Raw genomic sequence first — 22,172 nt, 5'->3', positions numbered from 1 at the left:
GTCTCGTTTTTGATGTTGGGAGGTGGCGTTGTGGTTGCATGGCCCTGCCTTCAGGTCAGTGCTGTTGCAGCAGGGTGCGTCCGCGTTTGCGTAGTTCGTCGACGCTGGCGACCCCGAGCAGCGCCATGGTTCGGGCGAACTGGTCGGACAACAGCCCTATCGCCTTGTCGACTCCGGCGTGGCCTCCGGCGACGAGACCCCACAGGTAGGGGCGGCCGATGAACGCCGCGTCGGCGCCCAGGGCGAGGGCGGTGGCGATGTCGGCACCGTGGCGCACGCCGGAGTCGACGAAGACGGCGAAGTCGGCTCCGGCGGCGTCGCGTACGGGTGCCACGAGATCGACAGGAGCCACGGTGCGGTCGAGCTGGCGTCCGCCGTGGTTGGACAGGTGCACGCCGTTGATGCCGAGTTCGCGGGCGCGCACGGTGTCCTCTGGGCCCAGGGGGCCTTTGAGGACGATGGGTCCAGGCCACAGGTCGCGGATGCGGCCCAGTGCCTCCCAGGTCACGGAGGCATCGAATTGTTTGGTGATGTTTTCGATGGTGTAGCCCTCGCTGTCGGCCCCGGCGGTGACGTTGGCGAACTGCAGGGCCGGGCTAGCCAGCATCTTGGTCCAGTAGGCCGGGCGCATGCCGATATCGACCAGACCCTTGAGGGTCATCTGCGGCGGGATGGTCAGACCGTTGCGCACGTCGCGCACCCGGTGGCCGGAGACGGCGGTGTCCACAGCGATCTCCAAGACGCGGTATCCCGCGGCGGCCGCACGCGTTACCAGCTGGGCGGTGAGGTCGCGGTCTTTCCAGATGTAGAGCTGAAACCACCTGTCGTCGTCGGCATTGCGTTGAGCGGCAAGGTCTTCCAGTGAGGTTGAGGCCATCGTGGACAGGACGTAGGGAACGCCCGCACGCCCGGCGGCCGCGGCGACCGCCGGCTCCCCCAGTGGGGAGATCATTCGGGTGTAGCCGGTGGGGGCCAACCCCAGCGGCAGGGCGCTGTGGTGTCCCAGCAGCGTGGTCGAGGTGTCGACGTCGGCGACGTCGATGAGCACGCTGGGTGTGAATCTCCACCGCCGGAAGGCAGCGACGTTGTCGGCCAGCGACAGTTCTTCATCGGCGCCGCCGTCGACGTAGTCGGCGACGGGGCGAGGGAGCCGTCGCCGGGCCAGCCTGTGCAGGTCCTCGAGGGTCTTGCAGGCCTCCAATGCTGCGGCGCGGCGGTCGAGGCGGGGCGCTTTGAGCTGGATCAGGGCGCGTACTTCACGCGGTTTCATGCGGGTGCCGCTTCCTGCTCACCGGCGGTGCTCTGCGCGGCGTGCGGGCTGGGGTGGGACGGGATGGCGAATGTCGGTGCGGGATAACCGGATCGGGTCGGAAAGCGCTTCATGAGGAAGATGTAGAGGCCGCCGGCGACAAAGATACCCAGGATCCAGGAGATGTCGGCGCCGTCGAGTCGGCTCGCCACGGGTCCGGTGTAGAAGGGGCTGGCGATGAAGGGCACCTCGACCACGATGCCGACAAGGTAGGCGGTCATGGCGCGCCAGTCGACGCCCCCGTAGTGACCGCGCGGCTTGAACATGTCATCGACGCTGTAGCGCTCTTTGCGGACGACGTAGAAATCGGCAAGGTTGATCGAAGTCCACGGAATGAGGAAGTAGGCCAGCAGCAGGATGAAGTTGCTGAAGTTGGTCAAGAAGTTGTCCTTGCCGACCAGGCCAATGGTGGTGGCCACGGCTGCGACGATGACGATCAGCATCGCGCGCAACAGCGGGGAGACCTTTAGTTTGAACACCGAGTTGAGCACCGTGGTGGTCGACATGAACATGCCGTAGAGGTTGAGCGAGTTCACCCCGATCACGCCGGCGATGATGATGAGGAAGAAGAGGGCGTGCCACCCTGCCGCCTGGTTGACGATGAAGTCCACTGAGCCGCCGGCGAACGCGTCCGCGGCGACTGCGGTGGCGCCGGCGCCGAAGGCGAACATGAACATGGTGGAGGTGACCGCACCGGCGTAGGTAAACCAGAACGAGGCGCGCACTGAGGTATCGGCGGGCAGGTAGCGCGAGTAGTCGGCAACGTAGGGGGCGTAGGTCAGCTGCCACGTGGCCGCGATCGCCGTGGCGGCCAGGAATTGCGCCCAGGAGAAGGCACCGGCGTGCCACGCCGCGCTGAGGTCGTTGGTGGTGACCAGACGGTAGCTCAGGTATACGAAGGCCAGACCGCTGATGACTGATAGCCATTTTTCTGATGCGTGGATGAGGCGGTAGCCGAAGATGGTGAGCACCACGGTCAACGCGACGACGATAATGATCGAGGGGTCGATGCCCACGCCGGTGAGGCTGGAGAAGGCCGCTCCGCCTTGCACGGCAGTTGTGGCGAAGTAGCCCACGTACATCAGGATGACGAGGACCAGGGGTAGCACGGCGCCGTAGAACCCGAACTGGGCGCGACTCTGGATCATCTGAGGAATGCCCAGGATGGGCCCTTGGGCTGAGTGCAATGCCATGAACACCGCGCCGATGAGGTTGCCGACTAGTGAAGCGAGCAGCGCCCAGGGCAGCGAGAGTCCGATGGCTACCGAGATCGCACCAGCTGCTATGGCGGTGACTTGAAGGTTGGCGCCGAACCACAGGGTGAACAGGCTGCTGGCGCGTCCGTGACGCTCGTGGAGAGGCACGTACTCGATGGAACGTTGTTCTGGGTTGAGGACGGACATGGTGGGTTCCTTCATTGAACCGTGCGGCGCGCCGCGGGGAGGGGAGATCGTGCTGCGATGATGCGGATTCAGCTGGGCAGGACGTGCGTCGGTGCTAGTGATGGGTTGCGTGGGCCGCGCCATTGCAGCCCACACAAGCCGGGTTGGTCAGCGCTGTTCTAGCCTGCGGGTCACGGCGAATTCGTGGGCCGGGAAACCCTCGTGCTGAGTGAAGGCGATCACGGTGCTCGACATCCGGTTGAGTGCCTGCGGAGTGGACTTGGCTACGGCGGTGCGCTTGCGGAAGGCATCCGCGGTGACGCCGCTGCTGACCTTGGCGTAGCCACTGGTCGGCAGAGCCGCAGGGCAGCCGATGACGAAGTTGGCCATCGACACGGTGGTGTGCTGGCCGATGAGGACCTCGCCCGCGTCGACGATCAGGTTGAGCACGTGGTCCTCGTCGCGAACGGCGATCTGCATGTGCTCGGGGGCGAAGGTGTTGGCGACCTCGGCGGACTCCTCCACCGAGGTGGTCAGTACGGCGCCACCGTTTTTGCCCAGGGCCAGGCGCGCATACTCGGCGCGGTCGGCCGGCAGGTCGAGCAACTGCTTGGCGACCTCGACCTGCACAGCGTCGATGAGGGCCTGGCTGTCGGTGACGAACACGCTCGTCGAGTCGGGACCGTGCTCGGCTTCGTTGAGCAGATCGGCGGCCAACAGGTATGGATCAGCGGAATCGTCGGCCAGGATGAGTGATTCGCTTGGGCCCAGCAGCATGACGCTTACGGTGCCGTAGCGCTGCACCTCGACCTGGGCACAGGTGACTGGCGGGCTGCCGGGGCCACACACCTTGCGGACCTGGGGCACCGTCTCGGTGCCAAAGGCCAGCGCGGCAATACCAGCCGGGCCGTTGGCACGGAACACATCATGGATACCCAGCTCGTCGGCCACCACGAGCACCGCCGGATCAACCTCACCGTCCCCACCGGGAATCGGAGGCACCACGACAGCGATCTGCTGAACGCCGGCCACGACGGCAGGGGAACCCAGCTGCGCCATAACCGACGGGTAGGACCCTTTGCCGCTGGGAACAAACAACCCTGCACTTGCGATCGGGGTGACCTTCTCGCCGACGGTAAGCCCGGGCTCGCTCTCAAAGCTCCAGTCACCGTGCTGGGTCAGTTGTTCGTTGAATGACTTCAGGTGCGCGAGCAGGTCGCGGATAGCAGTCAGCAGTTCGGGGCTGACCTTTTCCCGCGCGGCCGCGAATTCCTCGGCGGAGACGCGGATCCGGTCAGGGGTGATTGAAATCTTGTCCCACTTCTCCAGTGCACGGACCAGGCCGGCGTCGCCGTTTTGTCGGACGTCTTCGATGATTTCCAGGACGCCTTCGCGCAAGGCCGGGTCGAAGATCTTGGCGCTGCCGCGGTCATTGAGGTCGGCGCGGTCGGCAGCCGACATTTCCTGCCAGAGGCCGCGCTCGAGGATGGGTCGGTCGGTTGACATCTGCATGGCTCCAAAGGGTTGGCGACTGAGGTGAGGCGGCGGTCACAACCGCTGCCTGTCTTGTATATGAGACTTCGATCTCTAATGCAAGACATTAGGGAACATTGCTGGCGTTTCCCCAGGATAGGGATTCTTCAGCGGTGAGCGCCCGCAACCCACCGCAACCAGCGGCGTCGCGGTGTCTGTTTGCGGGTGGTATCCGCTGGTCAGGAAGGTGAAGGCATACCGATATGCCGACGGCAGGGGAGGCCGCCGGCAGATCGGACGCTGCACCGTGCGTGGTTTCTCTAGAGGTTGGCGGCACCCGCGATGGGGATGGCGGCGCCACTGAGGAACGGGGCCTGATTGGCGAGAAGGAACTCGACTGTTGATCCGATGTCGGTGGCGTCGCCGAATCGGCCTGCGGGGATGCGAGCGAGTAATTGGGTGCCAAGCTCAGGGTCATCGAGGTACTGGGCGGTCATGTTGGTGCGGAAATAGCCGGGGCAGACGCAGGTGACGCTGATTCCCTGTGCGCTCCACTCCATTGCCAGGGTCGCTGCTAGTGCCGCGGCAGCGGCCTTGGAGGCGTTGTAGTCGGCGAAGTGGGCTTCGGGACGTGTCGCGTTGACCGACGCGTTTATCACGATCGCTCCGGGGCGGGTGAGGGTGCGGTGCGCGGCCTGGGCGCCGTGCAGGATGCCGACGACGTTCACATCGAGCACGCGGCGGAAAGTCGCGCTGTCGAGTTGTTCGGCGGGCTTGCCTTCCCCGTCGATACCGGCGTTGAGGAACACGCCGTCGAGCCCGCCGAACGCGCGCACAGCGTCGTCGAAGGCGGCGGCCACCGCATCGCCGTCGGCGGCGTCGGCGACACTGCCACCGACGACCGTGCCGCGGTCTTTGGCCGCTGAAACTGATTGTTCGCGGGTGCCGGTGACCCAGACATGATGTCCTGCGTCGGTGAGGTGCTGGGCGCACATGTCACCGATTCCACTGGTGCCGCCGGTGATCAGGTAGCGACGCGGTTGGCTCACGACGCGCACCGGATGAGCACCTTGATGGATTCGCCCATACCACCGGCGGCGAGAAATGCGGGAATCTTGTCCAGCTCGACGGTATCCGTGACGATCGGGTTGTAGCGGCCGGGTTCGGCGGCTAGGGCGGCCAGCGCTTCGTCGATATGGCGGTCATCGAACCCGACGCTGCCCACGACGTGCAGGCTGTGCTCCACGATGGTGGCAGGCATGACGGTGGACGTTGCATGACCCAGGGCGATGAGCAGCACCGAGCCGCCGAACGCGGTGGCGTCGATTGCCGCCTCCAGGGAGCCGGGATATCCGGCTGCATCGATCACGATGTGATGACGCGTGGCTCCGTCGAGGATGCCATGCATCGCGCCGTGGGCACGCGCCACGTCAGCGCGACGAGGGTTTGGTTCGACCACGGTCACCTTGGCTTGTGGCCAGCGTCGTGATACCTCGGCGTGCGCGAGCGCTCCGATCGGGCCGTAGCCGAGGATCGCCACCGATTCGGGGATGCGGGCGGGCAGCTGGTCGATCGCGCACATGACCACTGCCAGGGGTTCGGCGAGCACGGCATCGACGGAATCAAGCCCGACCGGCACGCGATACAAGCTATCGCCGGGAACCACCATGGCGCCGGCGTATCCGCCGGGGCGGGCTTCCCCGAGCCACTGCAGATCCTCGCACAGACGGTCCGATTGCAGGTGACCTTCCACGACCCGGCACGGGATCCGCGAATCGGCCACCACCGCATCGCCAGGTGCGAATCCCGGATGGTTGGACACGCGCACTCGACCAGCGACCTCATGTCCTAGCGTGGCCGGCCAGTACGCGACCCAATCGCCGGTTCGGAGGACGTGCATGTCGGATCCGCAGATCCCGGCGTAATCGACATCGACGAGCACCTCGCCATCGCCAGGGGAGGCAAGCTCACGGGTGCCGACCGTCAATGACAAGTCCTCATTGAGCAGCAGTGCTGTGGTATGCACCGCTGTACCACCAGATTCTGCGATACAAGACATAAGTCTTGAATACCAGACTCGATGAGAAAGCGGAATAGCAGCAGGGTGGACCTAGGCAATGCCCAGAGTGTTCTCATCCCCGGGCATGTCGTCCACGCGTGCCCCGAAGCTGGCTGAAAAGTCCCCGGCGGTTTCCACCACGATCTTCGCCATCTCCCGGGCTTGGTCAGCGCTCTTGGTGGCGGACATGTATGCCACGCCCAAGGCGGCCACCGCGCGGCGATCACGGGTCAACACAGGGCTGGCGATGCAGTCGATCCCCGAGGTGGTGGTGCCGCGCTCATAGGCATAGCCGTTCTCGCGAACACTGGTGAGCAGCTCGCGTAGATCTGCCAGTGAAGTGGGGCCTTGTCCGGTTCGGGACTGCCATGAGTAACCGTCGTACATCGCCGACAGTTGTTCGGCGTCGAGCCGGCTCAGGATCGCCCGGCCGACTGCGGTGAGGTGCGCCGGCAATCGCGACCCAATCTCGGTCACCAGGCGCACACCCGGGGTCAACGGTTCCCGCTTGTCCAAATAGATGACGTCGGTGCCCTGCAGGACCGCCAGGTGCGAGGTCTCATTGGTCGCCGTCGTCAAAGCCAACATGTAGCGTTGCCCGGCGCGGTGCAGGGGGCCGGATCGCATGTATGAGGCGCCCACCTCGAATGCCGAAACCCCGAGGGTCCAGGCACGCTGGTCTGGCCAGTAGGACACGAAACGACGTTCGCGCATCACATTGAGCAGGTGGTGCGTCGTGCTTTTCGGCAGCGACAGCGTCTCGGCGATTTCCATCGTCGCCATTGGCATGCCGCGGCGAGCAAGCAGATCAAGCACGTCCATCACGCGTTCAGCCGACTTCACACGACTCGCTGTCGCCACCGCCGTCCCTCTTCCCGCTCAGGCGTCTCGAATTCAAGACCTTGGTCTGCGATATCAGGGTAGACGACGGGGCGTCAATCCCTCGCTTCGCCGACGTCATTACTGCCGAGTCGTCTCGGTTCCGAGCCGCAAACCGTCGTCAGCCGATTCTTGCCGCCCGGATATCGGGGCCTTTAGGCCCAGGGTTGCGCCCTTGCGTCATGCCACTAAGGAAAGCTGACTTCTGCCCTGCCGCCGTTCCGGTGATCGGCTTGTCCCGACGGCGCGCCGCACATGCGAACGCGCTGTCCTACATCATGTGTAAAGGCATGAGCCGGTCGTTCATCTCCGCCATCGCCGGGGTTTCGGCGTAGAGGCACGCCCGGCCGAGGACAAGGACTACGGCGAGCACCGCGAGAACAACGCCGAAGGCGCGGCCCAGCTGCTCGCCGACGCCCACTCGGTCATATCGCCAGGACACGAGCGGTGGTTCGGGAAATAACTAGGAGCGAGTCGCCGCGCAGGCTGGAATCACCCGTTGTCCCGCCAGGTGAGCACCTCCTTGAGTGACGTGAGGTCGTAACCTGTGTCGGCGGTGAGTTCGGTCTGGAACAACGTGACTCCCGCTTCGCGGAAGGCATCGGCGCTTCGGGCGTTCTCCCACAGCGTCGAGCGTTCGATATCGGCGCCGTTGCGGCCGAACGTCGTTGCCAGCTCGTCGACGCGGTCGCTGGACCTGCGGAACGCGTCGAGGTCTTGGAATGCGTGCCAGATGTCGGCATGCCGGGCAATGGCGGGCAGTGAGCGCTTGGGCCCCGTGCCGCCGATGAGGATCGGTATCTTGCGCACGGGCGGCGGAATCAGTGCGGCGAGCCGGTTCTCGATGCGGATCAGGCTCTCGTCGAACAGATCGAATCGAGAACCGAAGGTTCCGAATTCGTAACCGTAGGTGGTGTAGTCCTTTTCGTACCATCCGGCGCCGAGGCCGAGGATGAGCCGGCCGCCGCTGATGTGGTCGACGGTGCGTGCCATGTCTGTGAGCAGGTCCGGGTTGCGGTAGCCGACGCCGGTGACGAGGAGCCCGATCTCGGCGTGTGACGTGATCTCGCCCCATGACGCGAGCGCGGTCCAGCCCTCGAAGTTGGCGACGTCGGGCTGCTCGTCTGACAGGACGGGCTTGCCATCGACGATGGCCTCCATGGCCGGGCGGTGGAAGTGGTCGTAACCGAAGATTACGTCGACGCCGAGGTCGTCGGCGGCCAGGACGGCGTCACGCCACGTGGCGTAGTCCGGCGTGCCGCCGGGCTGGATCTGTACTGCGACGCGGAGGGGGCGGGTCATGGATGCTCCTAGATCGGGGGAGAGAGGCAACTCTCGAGCCAAGTTCACCGGGTGCGGGTTTTATTCCGGATCGGCGGGTCGAGTGGACGCAAGCGCAACCGGCCGCATAACTCCGGCCTCCGAACTTGTCCACAGCGCGCGGGACCATACGCAGGTGCGGTGCATAGGCCCGTGGTTTCGGTCTGCGTGGTTGATGACACGTCTGCCAGGCTGGATGGATGCGTTGTGGCGCAGCCGATTCAACCGCCCGACCTCGTTTCGCAGCAACATCCGGTGTGCGCCTGCACCTACTGCCTATGCAAGGCCCAGGGTGATCGCGCCGAGGCTCTCCAACACGGCGTCGGTATTGGGTGGATGCAAGGTGCCGGTCCGCACGTCGCGGTAAAGCCGTTCAAGCTCACTGTGTTTGGAGACCGCCGACGCACCGACCACCTGCACCGCAATGTCGACCACCTCACGTGCGGTGCGAGTGGCGAACTCCTTGGCGGCCAGTGCCCGCCGCGGCGGCAGAACTCCGATCTCGCCGCTCGCTGCCGCGTCCACCAAGGCGGCGACCGCCTCGAGCTGAATCTCGGCATGGGCGATCTGTCGCTGCACCGCGGGCTTGTGAGCGTGGCGCTTTGCATCCCCCCGCAGCGATGAGCGGGTCTGCGCGCCGAGGATCGCGATGTCCAGTGCGCGTCTGGCAATGCCGAAGTACACGTTCGACAACAGCGGCAAATACCATCCCAGCAGGAACCCAAGGTATTCAGGGTAGTTCGGGCCCACCGGGTGGATGGCCACCGTCTTGTGAGCTTCGGCGCGCGCATCATCGAAGACCGTGTCGTGACTTGCGGTTGCCCGCACACCGAGCGCGTTCCACGTCTCCTCGACTCGTACGCCGGCGGTGTCGCGGTCGACGAAGGTGTGCACTATCAGCGGATTGGAAGGATCTGAGTCGTCGCGTGCATGGACGCCGATCTGGTCCCATACCGGCGAAAGGGAGGTGAATACCTTGCGTCCAGTGATTCGGTAGGAGCCATCAGGTTGCGGGACGGCACGCACCAGCGAATCATCCAGTCCCACATCGTTGCCCGGCTCTCCATGCCCTGCGGCAAAAACGTCTCCGGCGGCGATGTCGCGCAACAGCCACTCAAGGTTGCCGACAGCATGTTCTGCGGCATGGGCAGCCGATCCCGCCCAATAGAGATGCATATTGAGGGCGAGCGCTGTCGCCGGCGCCCAGTAAGCCAGGGTGCGTTGCTCGTGGGCCAGGTCGATCAACGACAGTCCGTCGCCGCCGAGTCGTTTCGGCAGCGGCGCCTTCAGGTAGCCGGTCGCGGCGATCTCCACGAAATCCTCTGCGAAGAAGGCATTTTCGGCGTCGTACCGTGGTGCCCGGTCATGGAACCGACGGTAGTCCGCGGTCGTGAAGTAGCGACTTTGAAAACCGTTGGCCAGCGGGCTGGTCGCGCTCACGACTTCTGGCTGTGGGGACGGTGCCTCCGCGTCGGGAGCCGTGGCAGATCTTGGGGCATCAGCGACGGTCATGGCGTCGATTTTTGCCGTCTTGCCAGCGACACATCAGGTTTGGAGTCTGCCAGATTCTAGCGGAATCTAGAATGACAGGAGGTTGTCCTTGAACAACCGATGTTCGTACTCAGTACGCGTCAGCCCGCGCCGCTGCAGTTCGGGCACGAGTCCGTCGACCACCTCGATGACGTATCGCCGCGTCAGGCGCATTCCCGGTGCGGTGATCAGGAAACCGTCCCCCCCGACCGCATCCATCAACATCTCGAGGCGGTCGGCGACAGTCGCCGGTGTTCCGACTAGTGCGTCCTCGGTGGACAGGTAGGCCGCGGTGAGCTCGCGCAGCGTCTTACCGCTTCCGCGCTGGATGAACGCCTCCAACGAGCCGCGCTCGCCGTTGGTCTGTAGGTCCTCGGGCAGTGGCTTGTCGAAATCGAACTTGGTGAAGTCGATTTCGGTGATGGCGGCCAGGTGGGCCAGTGTCTTCTCCAGGTAGTACTCATTGTTGACCAGCCGCTCGAGCTTGTGTCGGGCTTCCTCATCGGTGTCGGCCAGATGCGGAGTGATCAGAAACAACACCTTGATGTCGTCGGGGTCGCGACCGTAAGCCTCAGCCCGGTGCCGGATGTCGTCACGGTAGGCGGACATGGCGGCCGGGTCGGCGGCGGTGCCGACCACGGTGTCGGCGTATTTTGCGGCGAAGTCCTTGCCCTGCGGGGAGCCACCGGCTTGCGCGAGCACCGGATGGTACTGCGGGGAGGGCACCGTGTTGAGCGGTCCGCGGCTCTTGTAGTACGTGCCCTCGAAGTCGATGACGTTCACCTTCGTGTGATCGGCGAATGTGCCTGTTTCCCGGTCGCGTACCACGGCGTCGGGTTCCCATGAATTCCACAGTGCCCGCACGAGTTCGACGTATTCGTGTGCCTTCGCGTAGCGTTCGTCGTGGCGTGGCAGCTGATCCAGGCCAAAGTTCTGCGCCGCACGATCCTCGGCGGAGGTGACCATGTTCCAGCCGACTCGTCCGCCGGTGAGGTGATCGAGGGTGTTACACAGTCGGGCGAGCATGAAGGGTGGATAGAACGTGGCTGACAGGGTGACAATCAACCCTAGATGACTGGTGACGTTGCCCAGTAGCGGGATCAACGGGGCAGGGTCGTGTTTGGGTGAGTGCAGCGCGTGTTTGAGTTCGCGTTCGTAGCTGCCGCCGTACGCGTCGGACACCATGAGCTTGTCTTCGAGCAACAGGTAGTCGAACTTGGCTCGCTCCAAGTGCTGGACCAGCTCGACGTAGAAGTCCCCCGACCAGTTCAAGCCACCGGTGGAACCCCACTGCTCATTCCATCCGTCGACGCAAAAGTTGGCGAACCAGCCGAGATGGAATCGCTTGCCGCGTGCCACTACTCGATGCCTTCCTGTGGTAGGTGGTCACCCGACTCCGGGTGAGGTTGCGCCCGCTGGTTAGCCGCCGTCGAGCAGCCCTGCTCGGCCGTCGGCCGATGCGTGGCGAAGTCTGTGACGGAGCGGTCCTTGAGCATGGTGTCGCTGTGGGTGATGGCGGCGTGTTCTGCGCTGCGGTCGAGGTTGCGAGTGAATGCGTAGTACAACGCCGAGGCGACCAGAAGGCCTGCCAGCCAGGAGATGTCGATACCGCCGAGCAGCGAACCGAGCGAGCCGGTGAAGAAGGGGAGCACTGCGAAGGGCACCATGGCGGCGAAACCGGCAAAGTAGGCGACGATTCCGCGCCACGACCAACCGCCGTACACACCGGCAGGTGTGAACAGATCGGTGATTGCGTACTCCCCGCGGCGGACGAAGAAGTAGTCGGTCAGGTTGACCGCCGTCCACGGCACCAGCAGGAACAACATCAACGACAGCGCGTTGCTGGCTGCGTTGATGACGTGATCTCCGAACGGCAGCGCCACCAGCAGGTAGATCGCGATCGTCGCCGCGGTCACCGCTATTCGCAGCGCACGGGTCGGGCGCACCCGCTTCACGAGATCCACGCCGGTCAGGAACTGCAGCGCCACGCTGTAGGCAGCGGTTGCAGTGCAGACGATCAGCGTAGCCGCCGACGCCAACGCCAACACTGCCCCGAAGCCGCTGAACACGCTGTTGCCGGCGTCATGCAACGCCACCAGCGCGTCCTGGGCGTGGTAGTGAGCAGACAACCAGGCGCCGAGGGAGATGAGCCACAACGCTGAAACACCCGCGCCCGCATACACACTGGCAATCAGTGAGCGCGGCGAGGTGCGTGCCGGCAGGTAACGGGTGTAGTCGGACACGATCGGGGCCAGTGCGATGTTGTAGGCCGCCGACACCGCGAACACCGTGAAGAACGCCGAAGCGACGAAACCATGTTCGGACGGCGGCGCAGCGCCTCCGGCGTGTCCGAGCAGCACCGCCACGGACAACACCAGCACCAGCGGAACCGTCACATAGAACACCAGCTGTGAGATGCGGTGCAGATGGTCGTGTCCGGCCACCGCGAACAAACCGCCGACGACATTGACCACCAGTCCGACAGCCACCGGTGACCAGCCGAAGATCTGCGCCAGCCCCTGCGCGGTGAGGATGGTGTACACCACCCCGAACGCCAGATAGCAGGTGAGCGACATCGCGACGACGACGATCACGCCGTAGAACCCGAATTGCGCTCGAGACTGAATGATCTGTGGCAAACCCAGCCGTGGTCCTTGGGTCGCGTGAAACGCCATGAAGAAGGTGCCGATCAGCAGTCCGAGGGCAGATGCCAGCACCGCCCATCCGACGCTGAGTCCCAGCGCAGGCCCGGTGAAGCCCAACGCGATGGTGAAGAAGCTCCAGTTCGCAATGAAGAACAGTGGGCTGACTCGCCATGGGGTGCCGTGGCGCTCAGCCGGGGTGACCCAGTCGATGGACCGGCTTTCAACAGCGCCGTGTCCGCGACCCGATTCGTCACCGGCATCATGTTCCGCGCTGAGTGCAACATCAGAAGACACGAACGGTGATCGTTCGTGACGTTCGACGTCTGCGACAGTCATCTCATCGATGTGATTTTAAGCGGCCGAAACAAGCAGCCCGAGCACCGTGTACTTGACGGGTGTGATCAGCGTGGCGGGGGCAGCGGGCAACGCCGCGCGGCGAGCCGAAATTGTGAGCACCCCGGCGTCGGATGCTGGTGCCGGTTCGATCGCCGATCTGGGCGTAGCTCGACGATGACGGCACGTCGGCATCTACACGTGCTGAATGTCGTTGAGCTCGAATCACTACCGCAGTTGTGCGGCTACTGCATCTGGTCGAGCATGTCGGAGAAGGCCGCCTTGAGGCGCAACGCCTTCTTGATCTCGTCGGATGTCACGTACGGATACTCGCCATATTCGACGAAGCTCGGTACGTGGTGGGCACGCACGAACTCGACGAATCCTTCGGGGCGCTCCCGCCAATCCAGAGGAAAGCCTTCCAGGTTCTCGAAGGTGGTGGTGATCCCGGACTGGCTGAACAGCATCACCGCGTCCGCGGTGTACTTGTCGAAGTCAGTGTCGATCGCTGCTCTCCTTTTCCAAGGCTCCAGGTGCGCGGCGAAACGTAGCACTTGCTGCGTGGCCAGCGAGCCCTTTAGGTCGCGAAAACACCCGGGCGTCAGGCTCCACGGGGCGGCTTCAATGCCGCGTCGCCCAATAGATAGTGCGCCGCGATGTCATCGCTGGTTGTCAACCACACATCCGGCGCGGTGGCCAGGAATTCCAAGGCCTGCTCGAAGTACCGGTGCCGGAATGCCTGGCCGATGACGAACGGATGCAGTGCCAGCGCCAGGACCCGTCCACCTGTCGGGGCGTCCCGATGCAGTTGCTCGTACTGGTCGATCACCATCTGCACGAATTCGGCTCCAGTGAAACCTTTTCCGAAGATCAGCAGGTCGTTGAGCTCGACGGAGTAAGGCACGCTGAGCATGCCCGGCACCGTCAGCGGATAAGGCTGATCGTCGTTGGTCCAGTCCAATACGTACTGATAGCCGAGCTCTGCCAGTAGTGCTGGGGTGTTATGCGTCTCGGTCAGCCCCGGTCCCATCCAGCCGTGCGGTGCGCGGCCGGTAGCCGCGGTGATCGTGTGGGTGATCCCCTCGAGGAGGCGGCGTTCCTCGTCCAGCGTGTATCCGGTATGCAGTGTCGAATTGGTCTGTCCGTGCGCAAGCCAGGCCCAGTCGCGTTCCTTGCCGGCCGCTACGATCTGCGGAAAATGCTCGGCGACATCGGAATTGAGCAGCGCGGAGGCACGCACACCGTACCGGTCCAGGGCATCGATGGTGCGCCAGATGCCCACCCGGGTGCCGTAGTCGCGCCAGCCGTGATTGAGCGCATCCGGCTTCAGCTCGGCGGTGCCCGGCCAGATGCTCGTTGACGGGAAGTCGGGGTGGAAGTACTCGATGTTCAGGCCGATGTACACCGCCACACGGCTGCCGTTCGGCCAGGCCAGTGGCGGGCGTTCGGTGATGGGGCTGTACGTGAAGGGGAGTGTGGTCATGTTGGCACGGTAGGAGCTGACACCAATGTCAGAGGCAATCCTCGACGGTATAAATGGCACCATGCGGATTGGCGAGCTGTCTCGGCGTACTGGGGTGAGCGAACGGTCGTTGCGCTATTACGAGCAGCAGGGGCTGCTGGCCGCCGCGAGGACGCCCAGCGGGCAGCGCGAGTACGCCGAGGTGGCAGTGGACCGGGTGATACACATCCAGGAGTTGTTCGCTGCGGGCCTGCGTAGCAACACCATCGCCGGTCTGCTGCCGTGCATGCGCGACACCGACGGCGGACCCGCCCGAGAGGCCACACCGAGACTGGTGGCCGAGCTCCGTGCCGAGCGGGACCGATTGGACCGCGCCATGCGGGAATTGGCGGCTTCGCGCGACGTGCTCGACGAGGTGATCGCGGCGGCGTCGGGCGCCGCTGATGAGTCGGTGGCCGAATCGCCAGAAGTTTCCGACGGCCTGCCCGCGTAGTCACGGTTGGGCCGACGCCTTACCGGGACGCGTCACGACAGGGGGCAGCGTCGGGCCTTGCGGATCGGTGTGCGGCCGCCGGCGGGCTCCGCAGCTGCCCCGGCTCCATTGTCGCCCGACAGGTCGCAACAGAATCTGGGTCGTCCGCCAACTGGCTATCTGAGTTGCCGCCGCATCGGGTTCAACGACGTTGCGCGCGACAAAGCCTCGGGAGCGAGAAGCTCGTGCCGACAACCTCCGGGAGAGTCCCAGTTGCGCATCTCGTTGTGTCCCCGCCCCTCGCCAGGGACGCTGCTGTTTCATGCACTAGCGCTGACTCTGCGGCCTTGGCGTAGAAGTGCGGGTGACGTGCGCCGTGACGGCAGGATGAATGTTGAACCGTTTGCCGGAGTGGCGTTGTGGCGCGCGGCGGCGCCCCGCCGACCGCGTAACCCGCTTGCGCTCCCAAGGTTCCACCGGGCCTGGCGGCGACCGTACCGGCACCGGCCGCAACATGTTGCCGACGGCGGTACTGGCCATTCGGGCACCGATAGGCGCGCCGGATCTAATCGCCGACAGCCAGCGCGCCGGCGATCAGGGACTTGTGGGCATGGGTGAGTGCGCGTGCGTGCTGCGTGATCGTTGCGGCCATCGACTCGACCAGCATCGCCTCGGCGATCGTCGTCCAACCCGGCCGACGAATGATGCTGGTCAGGTCGACGGATTCGGCCGCGGTGGATGAATCTGGTTGCACCAGTTGCTGGGACAGCTCGGCCAAGGCCTCGTTCATGGCGACGATGCTGGCTTCGAGCGTGTCAGCATGTGTATGTGACATTTCGTTTCCCCTTCTTTCAAGGGAGGCGGCGGGAGTTTCGTCGGCCTCTGTGAGGAAAAGACTGAGCGCAGCGATTGGAAGACGCACGCGTAGTGCGCTACTCGAAAAAGAGTGTTCACAGCTATTTAGCGGCATTCGCGCGGGAAGCACGCAGTCGTTCTCTGGGTTACGCGGGCATTCTGACGCGGGATTCCCGTTTGCAGTCGATGCGGGGCCCGTATTCGAATATTGTTGTGGCGGGCGAGGATTCAAGAAGCTGATCGGCATGGAAGTGCTGACCGTGAATCCTTATGTGCACAAGGTAGACGCCGTCGTCACGACCACGTTTTGACTGGCACGTTCAAGCATTCACCGCTGATGGGAGCACCGCTGGTGTCCAGTTCCCGTCGACCCGTACCGAAGTCACACGATTACTCCGTGATTCACCTGATGAAAACGGCGTCCTCTACTGGTAACTCTGCCTATTTGATTTCTGCGTAACCCGTCCCCGGTCAGCTCAGGAAAAGCGTGGCCCCGGTGCGCTCGGATCGGCAGTCTGGCCCCGATCTACGAGCTCGCTGGCGGCGACCATTCCGATCAGAGCCGCCCCGACAATGATGACGTGAGCGTCTTTGGCGCTGACGCCATCGACTTGGCACCTCGGGCTCAGACGTTCACTGCAATGGCTCGGGCGTGAAGGTTACGTCGACTCCGCCTACGGTCATCGTCACCTGACCTTCGATCACCATCACCTGCGCCGAGACCCGTCGATCGACAGTCTGGGCCAGTTGCTGCACCGGTGCGTGTGGTATCTGCACCACCGACAGGTTCGGCAGCCCCGCCACTTTGGGGCCGACGGTGCGCCACCAGGTGGCCACGCCGGCGGCGAACGGGAACAGCAGCACCTGGTCGGCCTGGCTGGCCGCCTTGCCCAAGACGCGTTCGTCGGGCTGGCCGACGTTGATCCACTCCAGGATCCGGCCGGTGTAGTCAGTGAGCCGCAAGTCCGGTACGCCAGGGGTGGACAGGCCGGCCCCGAACGCCAACTCACCGTCGACGTCGCTGAGCCGGTGTGCGCGCAGCCCAAACGCCAACAACCGCACCACCATTCGCTCATCGGTTTCACTGGGATGACGGGCAACGGTCAGCGTGTGATCGGCGTAGTAACCGTGATCGACATCGGAGACGCCAAGTTCGACTTTGAATACTGTCGCAGAAAGGGCCACGTCATAGTGTCCACCCAGGTGGTGTACGCCGAGCAGTCGGGCCGCTTTGAGTGGTTAGTCCGCCGCGCGGGCCGAGAGAAACGCCAGCTTCTGGGATGGGTGGCCCGCGCCTACGGGGTTTTCGTCAGCACCAACGCTGCTTCGTTGTAGAGGGGAACAACCGATAGGGCAGTCGGAGTGCCGGTGCGACGAGGGGTAAGGCTTCGGTCTTGCTCACGACCCGCGGACTGCCCAATACGACACCTTTGCCCCGTCTGTGCAGCACTGTCGGGCCGCCAGTCAAAACGTTTTGAAGCCAGTCTGATTCAGGTCCGTAGCCGAGGAGAATGGCGAAGCCATCTTGGGTCTTGAATACCAACAGGGGAGTCTTGTAGCGCTTGCCTGACTTGCGTCCGGTGTGCTCAAGCGTCCCCAGGCAGGCGAGCCACGGGGTCAGCGAGCGAGCCACCGGATTGGTGACGCGGCGATTGAATCGCGCGACAGCACGAGGCACCCGCATGGGACTCCTTTCTGAACGATCTTCAAGTGGCCGCAGAATCGAGCTGAGTCCTGCACAGCCAAGATAGCTTTCGAGCTGACAGGCTCCGATGGGCCGCCATTCACGCTCCCTGCTCGCGGTCTGCCGACAGTTCGCAGATCAACTTGCTGCTGATAACAATCTTCACTGACTCGCGTATGTGAGGGAGCGCAGACGCGGCGCGATGGGCCGACGTGCATCTCGACTCCAGCGCCCGAGGTCGGGAATCGTGCCGGGGAACTCGGGGTTGGTCAGATTATGTCGAAGATGACCAGCACGGAACGCGAGACCTACCTGGCTGATCTGCACGTTGGCGTCATTGGCGTTGAACGCCCTGATCGCGCACCGCTGACGGTACCGATCTGGTACGCGTACGAGCCCGGCGGCGAGGTTCTCGTCTCCAGCTTGGCGGGGTCGCTCAAAGCTCGCCTCATCACCGCCGCCGGGCGCTTCTCCATCACTGCTCAGGATGAGACCTATCCGTACCGCTACGTCACTGCCGAGGGGTCGTTGACCTCGATCGAGACGGCCGATGACGCCACCATGAGCGCGATCGCCGTTCGCTATCTCGGCGAGGAGGCAGGCCAAGCCTTCGTGGAGTCGTTCGCCAGGGACAATCCTGACGCAGAATCGCTTTTGTTCCGGATGCGTCCCGAGCACTGGCTCAGCGTCGACTACTCCAAAAAGACCTAATTTGCGGTATGGCTCGTTCGCGGTGGTGTGTACACAGTGGTTTACCGGTACCCCTGCATATCCGATCCCTAGCCCTGGAGGATCTCCGCCACCGTTTGCTCTTCGGGGTGTAGAGGCCTGACTGAGCTGACCAGATGCGCGCGTCCGAACGCAGCCAAAAGCGACGGGAGGGCGGTGGCTGGCAAGAAGGCGGGTGATGATTCAGCTGACGCAGTATGCAGTGGTTTACTGATAACCCACCGTATTCGATCCCGCCGTATTCCCGAGGTGGGCAGCGGATTGGCGTCGCCCCAGCGGGGGCGCCGAGCCCCGATGGCTGCGGATTGCGGGGGAACTAACCCTGGGTAGGTGTGCGGGGCGTCATCTCCACGGAGTTTGCTGCTGACCTGGTGACTGGCACTGGCCGATTGTGACGGGGGAGTCGTTGCGATCGGAGGTCTGCTGTCACTCGTATTGCATCGAAGGGTAGGCGGCTGTTTGTCCGCGTCCGTTCGGTGTCAGGTCGAGAACGCCCCAGATCGGCCAGATCGGATCGAGCGGGCTGTTGTCTCCGCGTACGAATGTGAGCTCGCTCGCCCACCGGTGGCGAATTCCGTCCTCGTCGCGTGAGAACACGTTGAGGACGGGGATCTGTTCGCCGTCGGCGGTTTCCCCGTGGTAGTCGCGATTGAACGTGTTGTTCCGACAGGACATCAGCCGTAGGTTGGTCCAGCCACGTTCCTGTGCGTAGGTGCCCAACCGGGCCGGGTCCGCCTTGGCGACGATCACAAGATCAACTTTGTCGGCGAGGTGCGCGGCGGGACCGTTAAGTCCGTCGACGACCGAAGTGCATGAGGGACAGGGCTGTTCGACTAGGGGTAGCAATGCCGTCTTGCCTGTAGAGGCGCCGGCCCGCTCGTCCTTGGACCACCGGGGGAACATCATGTGATAGATCACCAGGGCGCCCTTACCTGGCGTGAACAACTCCGAGAACCTCACCATGCTGCCGTCATCCGCGGACTCAAAGAGGTAGTCCTCCTCGACGAGACCGCCTGCGGGCAGCGCGCGGCGCCGAGCGGCGACCTCTTCGTTCAATCGACGCAGTTCGTCTTCGGCCTTCAGCAGTTCGTTGCGTGCGCACCGGTATTCACTCGACTCGCCGGGGAACGTGACGTTCGGGTCGCGCAGTGTTTGCTGCCACTCGGTCATATCGCGTGGCTTGCCCTTGGGCACCATGGCATTTCATCCTTTCGATCGAGGAGGTGCTTTGCGTCGCTGCTGGCTGGGGGCAACCGAAGTTGAAGGCGGGCTGATCAGATTGTGGGCAGCAGAGACAAGGGTGCTGGAAAGGTCACTGTCGCTCGCCATCTGTCCTGCTGCATAAGCGCCGTTGATCAGCAGGAAGAGCTGTGCCCCAACGTGTTCCGGATTCGCGACACCGACGCGCGTGCACAATTCGGTAAGACGCCTTCGCAATTCGTCCTTGTTGGCCCGCGCTACAATTCGTCCAGGGTGGGTGTTGTCCGGAAATTCGGTAGCGGTGTTCAGGAACGGGCACCCGCGATAGTCAGGGTGCTCGATTTGTCTGGCCACCCCGGCCAAAAGTGCGTCGAGCATCGCGAGTGGGTCATCGCTGCGCTCGTCGACGGTATTGTCCCACCAGAGCCAGAACAGGCGGTCGCGTTCCGTCACGAAGGCTTCGATCAGTGCGTCTTTGCTCTGGAAGGTGCGGTAGAAGCTGGCCTTTGCCACTCCCGATTCGGCGATGACGGTGTCGACGCCGACCGCACGGATCCCCTCCTGATAGAAGAGTCTGCTCGCTGCCGCCAAAATCCGCTCGCGCGCGCCCGGCTCTCCCTTGCGCGGAGCTCCTCGGCGCGGACGCCTGTCCGGTGCCACCGTACTTATCTGCCCAACCACCTTGACAATGATACAGACCTGTCTCTATCTTGAAAAGCAGACAGATCAGTCTCTATAGGAGGAAATCATGCGCACAATGTTGGCAACGCAGTTCAACGGGTACGAAGGCCTCGAACAGGTTGACGCACCCAAACCCCGGGTGGCCGCCGATCGCGTCGTCGTGCGCGTCACGGCGGCCGGCGTGACGCCACTGGAGCACACGATCGTGGAGGGAGCCTTTCCGCGGGCGAAATCGCCACTGGTGCTGGGCAATGAAGGTGCCGGGATCATTGACGATGCCGGCACGTCGGGACTGGCGGTTGGCAGCCGCGTCGCCTTCACCGGGGCCTACGGCGTCGCCGAGAACGGATCGTGGGAAGAGTATGTCGCTGTCCGGTCCGACGACATCCTGCCGGTTCCGGAAGGCATCGACGATGTCGTTGCGGCGAGCCTGCCCGTCGCTTACCTGACCGCGATGATCACCCTGACGCAAGCGGGTTTCGCTGCTGGCAAGACGGTCTTTGCGCCGGCGATCGGCGGGTCGGTCGGCAACGCGACCTACCAACTGGCCAGGGCGCTTGGGGCGGCAACCGTGATCTCGACGGCGGGCAGTGCCGAAAAAGCCAGGCGCGCCGCAGAGCGTGGCTACGACAATGTCATCGATCTCAGTGGAGAAGGCATTGGCGACGGCGTCCGACGGATCACCGGCGGTACAGGGGTTGATGTCGTAATCGAGAGCCTCGGCGGTGCCTTCACCGAACAGGCCCTGGGTGCGCTCGCGCTCGACGGCACGCACGTGACGCTCGGCTACACCGTCGGTCGCCAAGCCCGAATCGACGTGACCGACATCATCTGGAAGCGGGCCCGCATGTTCGGATTCATGCTCGCCGCGCAGTCGCCGACGACCAAACTGCAGGCGTGGAACCAGGTCATGGAGCTTATCGCCCACGGAACAGTCGTACCCCTTGTCGAACGGACCTACCCGTTGGAGCGCGCCGCCGAAGCGCTTCGCTATCTCCACGAGGAGCGCCCGTTCGGCAAGATCGTGCTGGAGGTCTGATGCCATGGCCGTGCGCAACGCTCCGCAGGTACGGGAACGCATCATCCATTGGGATGACCCTCAACAACTGGCGAACGCTGGACACGCCACAAGCGGGCGCGCCTTCCTCGACGCGATACTCGCCGGCGATATCCCGCATCCGCCGATCTGTGAACTGATCGGCTTCGCGTTCGAGGAGATCGACGACGGCCGCGTCGTGATGACCTTCAATCCGCATGAATCGCAATACAACCCGATCGGCATGGTGCACGGCGGCGCGATATCGACCGTGCTGGATTCGGTTATGGGCTGCGCCGTCCATTCGATGTTGCCGCGAGGGCGGGGCTACACGACCCTGGAACTCAAGGTCAACATGCTGCGCGCCGTGCGCACGCAGACCGGCCAATTGCACGCGACCGGCAAAGTGCTCCATCTCGGGCGCCAGACAGCCATGGCAGAAGCAAGTCTGATCGACAAGGCCGGCAAGGTCTACGCGCGGGCCACAACGACCTGCCTGGTTGTCGACACGCAGTCGATTGAAGTGCGGTACGGGTAAGGGAGTCTCACATCACTGACATCAAGTCCCACATGTAGTGGCAAAGTCTCAACTGATCTGGCACCCAACAGTGAGGGTCATTCGGAACCGCCGTGATTCATCTGGTGAAAGCGGAGGACTTTAGTTGACATAATGTAGCTTATCGGTACGAAAGCCATGCCGGGTTGCATTAGTTGAAGGGGCTCGCATCCCTTGACGATTCGGTCGTCATCCCTGCTGGCAGACGGATGGCCGTGCGCTCACCGACGGGCCGACACTGCCGGATCGGTTGCATGACCGTCGAGATCGGCGCGCGTTGCAATCGCTTAATGAGTGATTCGGGCGTTAGGCGAAACGTTGCGCGCTTCGACGGGGTGCCGGCTCGCATGGATCCGGTGTGGGTTGTTTCAGACCCCCGCTTCGATGGCCGCCTTACGTCGGCGCCATTACGTCACAGTGACGAATTGTCTTATGTTTCCAGCGTCGCGAGTTACCGTGTATCACAGATGAATTGGGTTCAAAGCACCACTGACCGTTCTCATTGATGTTGGGGCATTCTCATTGAATGTGGGGCAACCGCGTGTCTTTCTCATTGAATCTGGGGCA

General features: G+C 63.7%; 19 protein-coding genes and 3 pseudogenes. 5 read left to right on the top strand and 17 right to left on the bottom strand.

Features of this window, described 5'->3' with window-relative positions:
* Positions 1–55: 55 nt before the first annotated feature.
* From BST13_RS21190 to BST13_RS21165, 6 genes are all read right to left on the bottom strand, one after another.
* Positions 56–1,270 carry an alpha-hydroxy acid oxidase gene (locus tag BST13_RS21190; protein ID WP_083165986.1) on the bottom strand — a complete coding sequence of 405 codons (1,215 nt, stop codon included), beginning with the start codon at positions 1,268–1,270 and terminating at the stop codon, positions 56–58.
* Positions 1,267–2,712 carry a purine-cytosine permease family protein gene (locus BST13_RS21185; protein ID WP_158087176.1) on the bottom strand — a complete coding sequence of 482 codons (1,446 nt, stop codon included), beginning with the start codon at positions 2,710–2,712 and terminating at the stop codon, positions 1,267–1,269. Before BST13_RS21185 ends, BST13_RS21190 begins: the two co-directional genes overlap by 4 nt.
* Positions 2,713–2,859: 147 nt before the next feature.
* Positions 2,860–4,197, bottom strand: coding sequence for a histidinol dehydrogenase (gene hisD, locus BST13_RS21180; RefSeq protein WP_158087175.1), 1,338 nt, complete (start codon positions 4,195–4,197; stop codon positions 2,860–2,862).
* Between the two features lie 287 nt (positions 4,198–4,484).
* Entirely contained in the window at positions 4,485–5,213 is a 729-nt protein-coding gene (locus tag BST13_RS21175) for an SDR family NAD(P)-dependent oxidoreductase (RefSeq protein ID WP_142282819.1), read from the bottom strand.
* Entirely contained in the window at positions 5,210–6,190 is a 981-nt protein-coding gene (locus BST13_RS21170) for a zinc-dependent alcohol dehydrogenase (RefSeq protein ID WP_158087174.1), read from the bottom strand. The genes BST13_RS21175 and BST13_RS21170 overlap by 4 nt, the downstream gene beginning before the upstream one ends.
* Positions 6,191–6,274: 84 nt before the next feature.
* Positions 6,275–7,066 carry an IclR family transcriptional regulator gene (locus BST13_RS21165; protein WP_245839758.1) on the bottom strand — a complete coding sequence of 264 codons (792 nt, stop codon included), beginning with the start codon at positions 7,064–7,066 and terminating at the stop codon, positions 6,275–6,277.
* 302 nt (positions 7,067–7,368) lie between these two features.
* Here BST13_RS21165 and BST13_RS39795 point away from each other — a divergent pair.
* A pseudogene (locus BST13_RS39795) lies at positions 7,369–7,544 on the top strand (NAD(P)(+) transhydrogenase (Re/Si-specific) subunit beta); the annotation flags it as partial.
* Between the two features lie 50 nt (positions 7,545–7,594).
* Here the strand turns inward: BST13_RS39795 and BST13_RS21160 are convergent.
* The 6 genes and pseudogenes from BST13_RS21160 to BST13_RS21135 form a co-directional block, all read right to left on the bottom strand.
* Positions 7,595–8,404, bottom strand: coding sequence for an LLM class F420-dependent oxidoreductase (locus BST13_RS21160; protein ID WP_083165980.1), 810 nt, complete (start codon positions 8,402–8,404; stop codon positions 7,595–7,597).
* Positions 8,405–8,698: 294 nt separating this feature from the next.
* Positions 8,699–9,736, bottom strand: coding sequence for an acyl-CoA dehydrogenase family protein (locus BST13_RS21155; protein WP_245839757.1), 1,038 nt, complete (start codon positions 9,734–9,736; stop codon positions 8,699–8,701).
* Between the two features lie 264 nt (positions 9,737–10,000).
* A complete protein-coding gene (locus tag BST13_RS21150; protein ID WP_083165978.1) occupies positions 10,001–11,311 on the bottom strand; it encodes an NtaA/DmoA family FMN-dependent monooxygenase in 1,311 nt (436 codons plus the stop codon).
* A complete protein-coding gene (locus tag BST13_RS21145) occupies positions 11,311–12,891 on the bottom strand; it encodes a purine-cytosine permease family protein (RefSeq protein WP_083166066.1) in 1,581 nt (526 codons plus the stop codon). The genes BST13_RS21150 and BST13_RS21145 overlap by 1 nt, the downstream gene beginning before the upstream one ends.
* A gap of 284 nt (positions 12,892–13,175) precedes the next feature.
* Positions 13,176–13,433 (bottom strand): annotated as a pseudogene (locus BST13_RS21140) (hypothetical protein); the annotation flags it as partial.
* Between the two features lie 98 nt (positions 13,434–13,531).
* Positions 13,532–14,413: a polysaccharide deacetylase family protein gene (locus BST13_RS21135; protein ID WP_083165977.1), complete on the bottom strand. Its 882-nt coding sequence runs from the start codon at positions 14,411–14,413 to the stop codon at positions 13,532–13,534.
* 61 nt (positions 14,414–14,474) lie between these two features.
* On the opposite strand from BST13_RS21135, the gene BST13_RS21130 reads away from it, so the two are divergent.
* The gene (locus BST13_RS21130) at positions 14,475–14,885 is read left to right on the top strand and encodes a MerR family transcriptional regulator (RefSeq protein ID WP_083165976.1); all 411 of its coding nucleotides are present in this window, start codon (positions 14,475–14,477) and stop codon (positions 14,883–14,885) included.
* 544 nt (positions 14,886–15,429) lie between these two features.
* On the opposite strand, the gene BST13_RS21125 is transcribed toward BST13_RS21130, so the two are convergent.
* The 3 genes and pseudogenes from BST13_RS21125 to BST13_RS21115 all read right to left on the bottom strand — a co-directional run bounded on the left by BST13_RS21125 (position 15,430) and on the right by BST13_RS21115 (position 17,403).
* Positions 15,430–15,699: a hypothetical protein gene (locus tag BST13_RS21125; protein ID WP_083165975.1), complete on the bottom strand. Its 270-nt coding sequence runs from the start codon at positions 15,697–15,699 to the stop codon at positions 15,430–15,432.
* Between the two features lie 653 nt (positions 15,700–16,352).
* A complete protein-coding gene (locus BST13_RS21120) occupies positions 16,353–16,904 on the bottom strand; it encodes a YaeQ family protein (protein ID WP_083165974.1) in 552 nt (183 codons plus the stop codon).
* A 110-nt stretch (positions 16,905–17,014) separates the two neighbouring features.
* Positions 17,015–17,403, bottom strand: a pseudogene (locus tag BST13_RS21115) (nitroreductase family deazaflavin-dependent oxidoreductase).
* A 276-nt stretch (positions 17,404–17,679) separates the two neighbouring features.
* Between BST13_RS21115 and BST13_RS21110 the strand changes: the two are divergent.
* The gene (locus BST13_RS21110; protein ID WP_211296143.1) at positions 17,680–18,114 is read left to right on the top strand and encodes a pyridoxamine 5'-phosphate oxidase family protein; all 435 of its coding nucleotides are present in this window, start codon (positions 17,680–17,682) and stop codon (positions 18,112–18,114) included.
* Positions 18,115–18,558: 444 nt separating this feature from the next.
* Here the strand turns inward: BST13_RS21110 and BST13_RS21105 are convergent, their stop codons facing one another.
* Positions 18,559–19,329, bottom strand: a complete 771-nt coding sequence (locus BST13_RS21105; RefSeq protein ID WP_211296142.1) for a DUF899 family protein — start codon at positions 19,327–19,329, stop codon at positions 18,559–18,561.
* Positions 19,330–19,335: 6 nt separating this feature from the next.
* Complete coding sequence (locus BST13_RS21100) at positions 19,336–20,013, bottom strand: TetR/AcrR family transcriptional regulator (protein ID WP_211296141.1); 678 nt, start codon at positions 20,011–20,013, stop codon at positions 19,336–19,338.
* Between the two features lie 139 nt (positions 20,014–20,152).
* On the opposite strand from BST13_RS21100, the gene BST13_RS21095 reads away from it, so the two are divergent.
* On the top strand, positions 20,153–21,052 hold the full coding sequence (locus BST13_RS21095) for a quinone oxidoreductase family protein (protein WP_211296140.1): 900 nt from the start codon (positions 20,153–20,155) through the stop codon (positions 21,050–21,052).
* Positions 21,053–21,056: 4 nt separating this feature from the next.
* Positions 21,057–21,587: a PaaI family thioesterase gene (locus tag BST13_RS21090; RefSeq protein WP_083165971.1), complete on the top strand. Its 531-nt coding sequence runs from the start codon at positions 21,057–21,059 to the stop codon at positions 21,585–21,587.
* The last annotated feature ends 585 nt before the right edge of the window (positions 21,588–22,172 follow it).

Origin of the sequence: Mycobacterium aquaticum, assembly GCF_002086485.1 — a bacterium.
Lineage (GTDB): Bacteria > Actinomycetota > Actinomycetes > Mycobacteriales > Mycobacteriaceae > Mycobacterium > Mycobacterium aquaticum.
The sequence above is the reverse complement of the archived record's forward strand: the minus strand, read 5'-3'. Positions and strand labels throughout refer to the sequence as shown.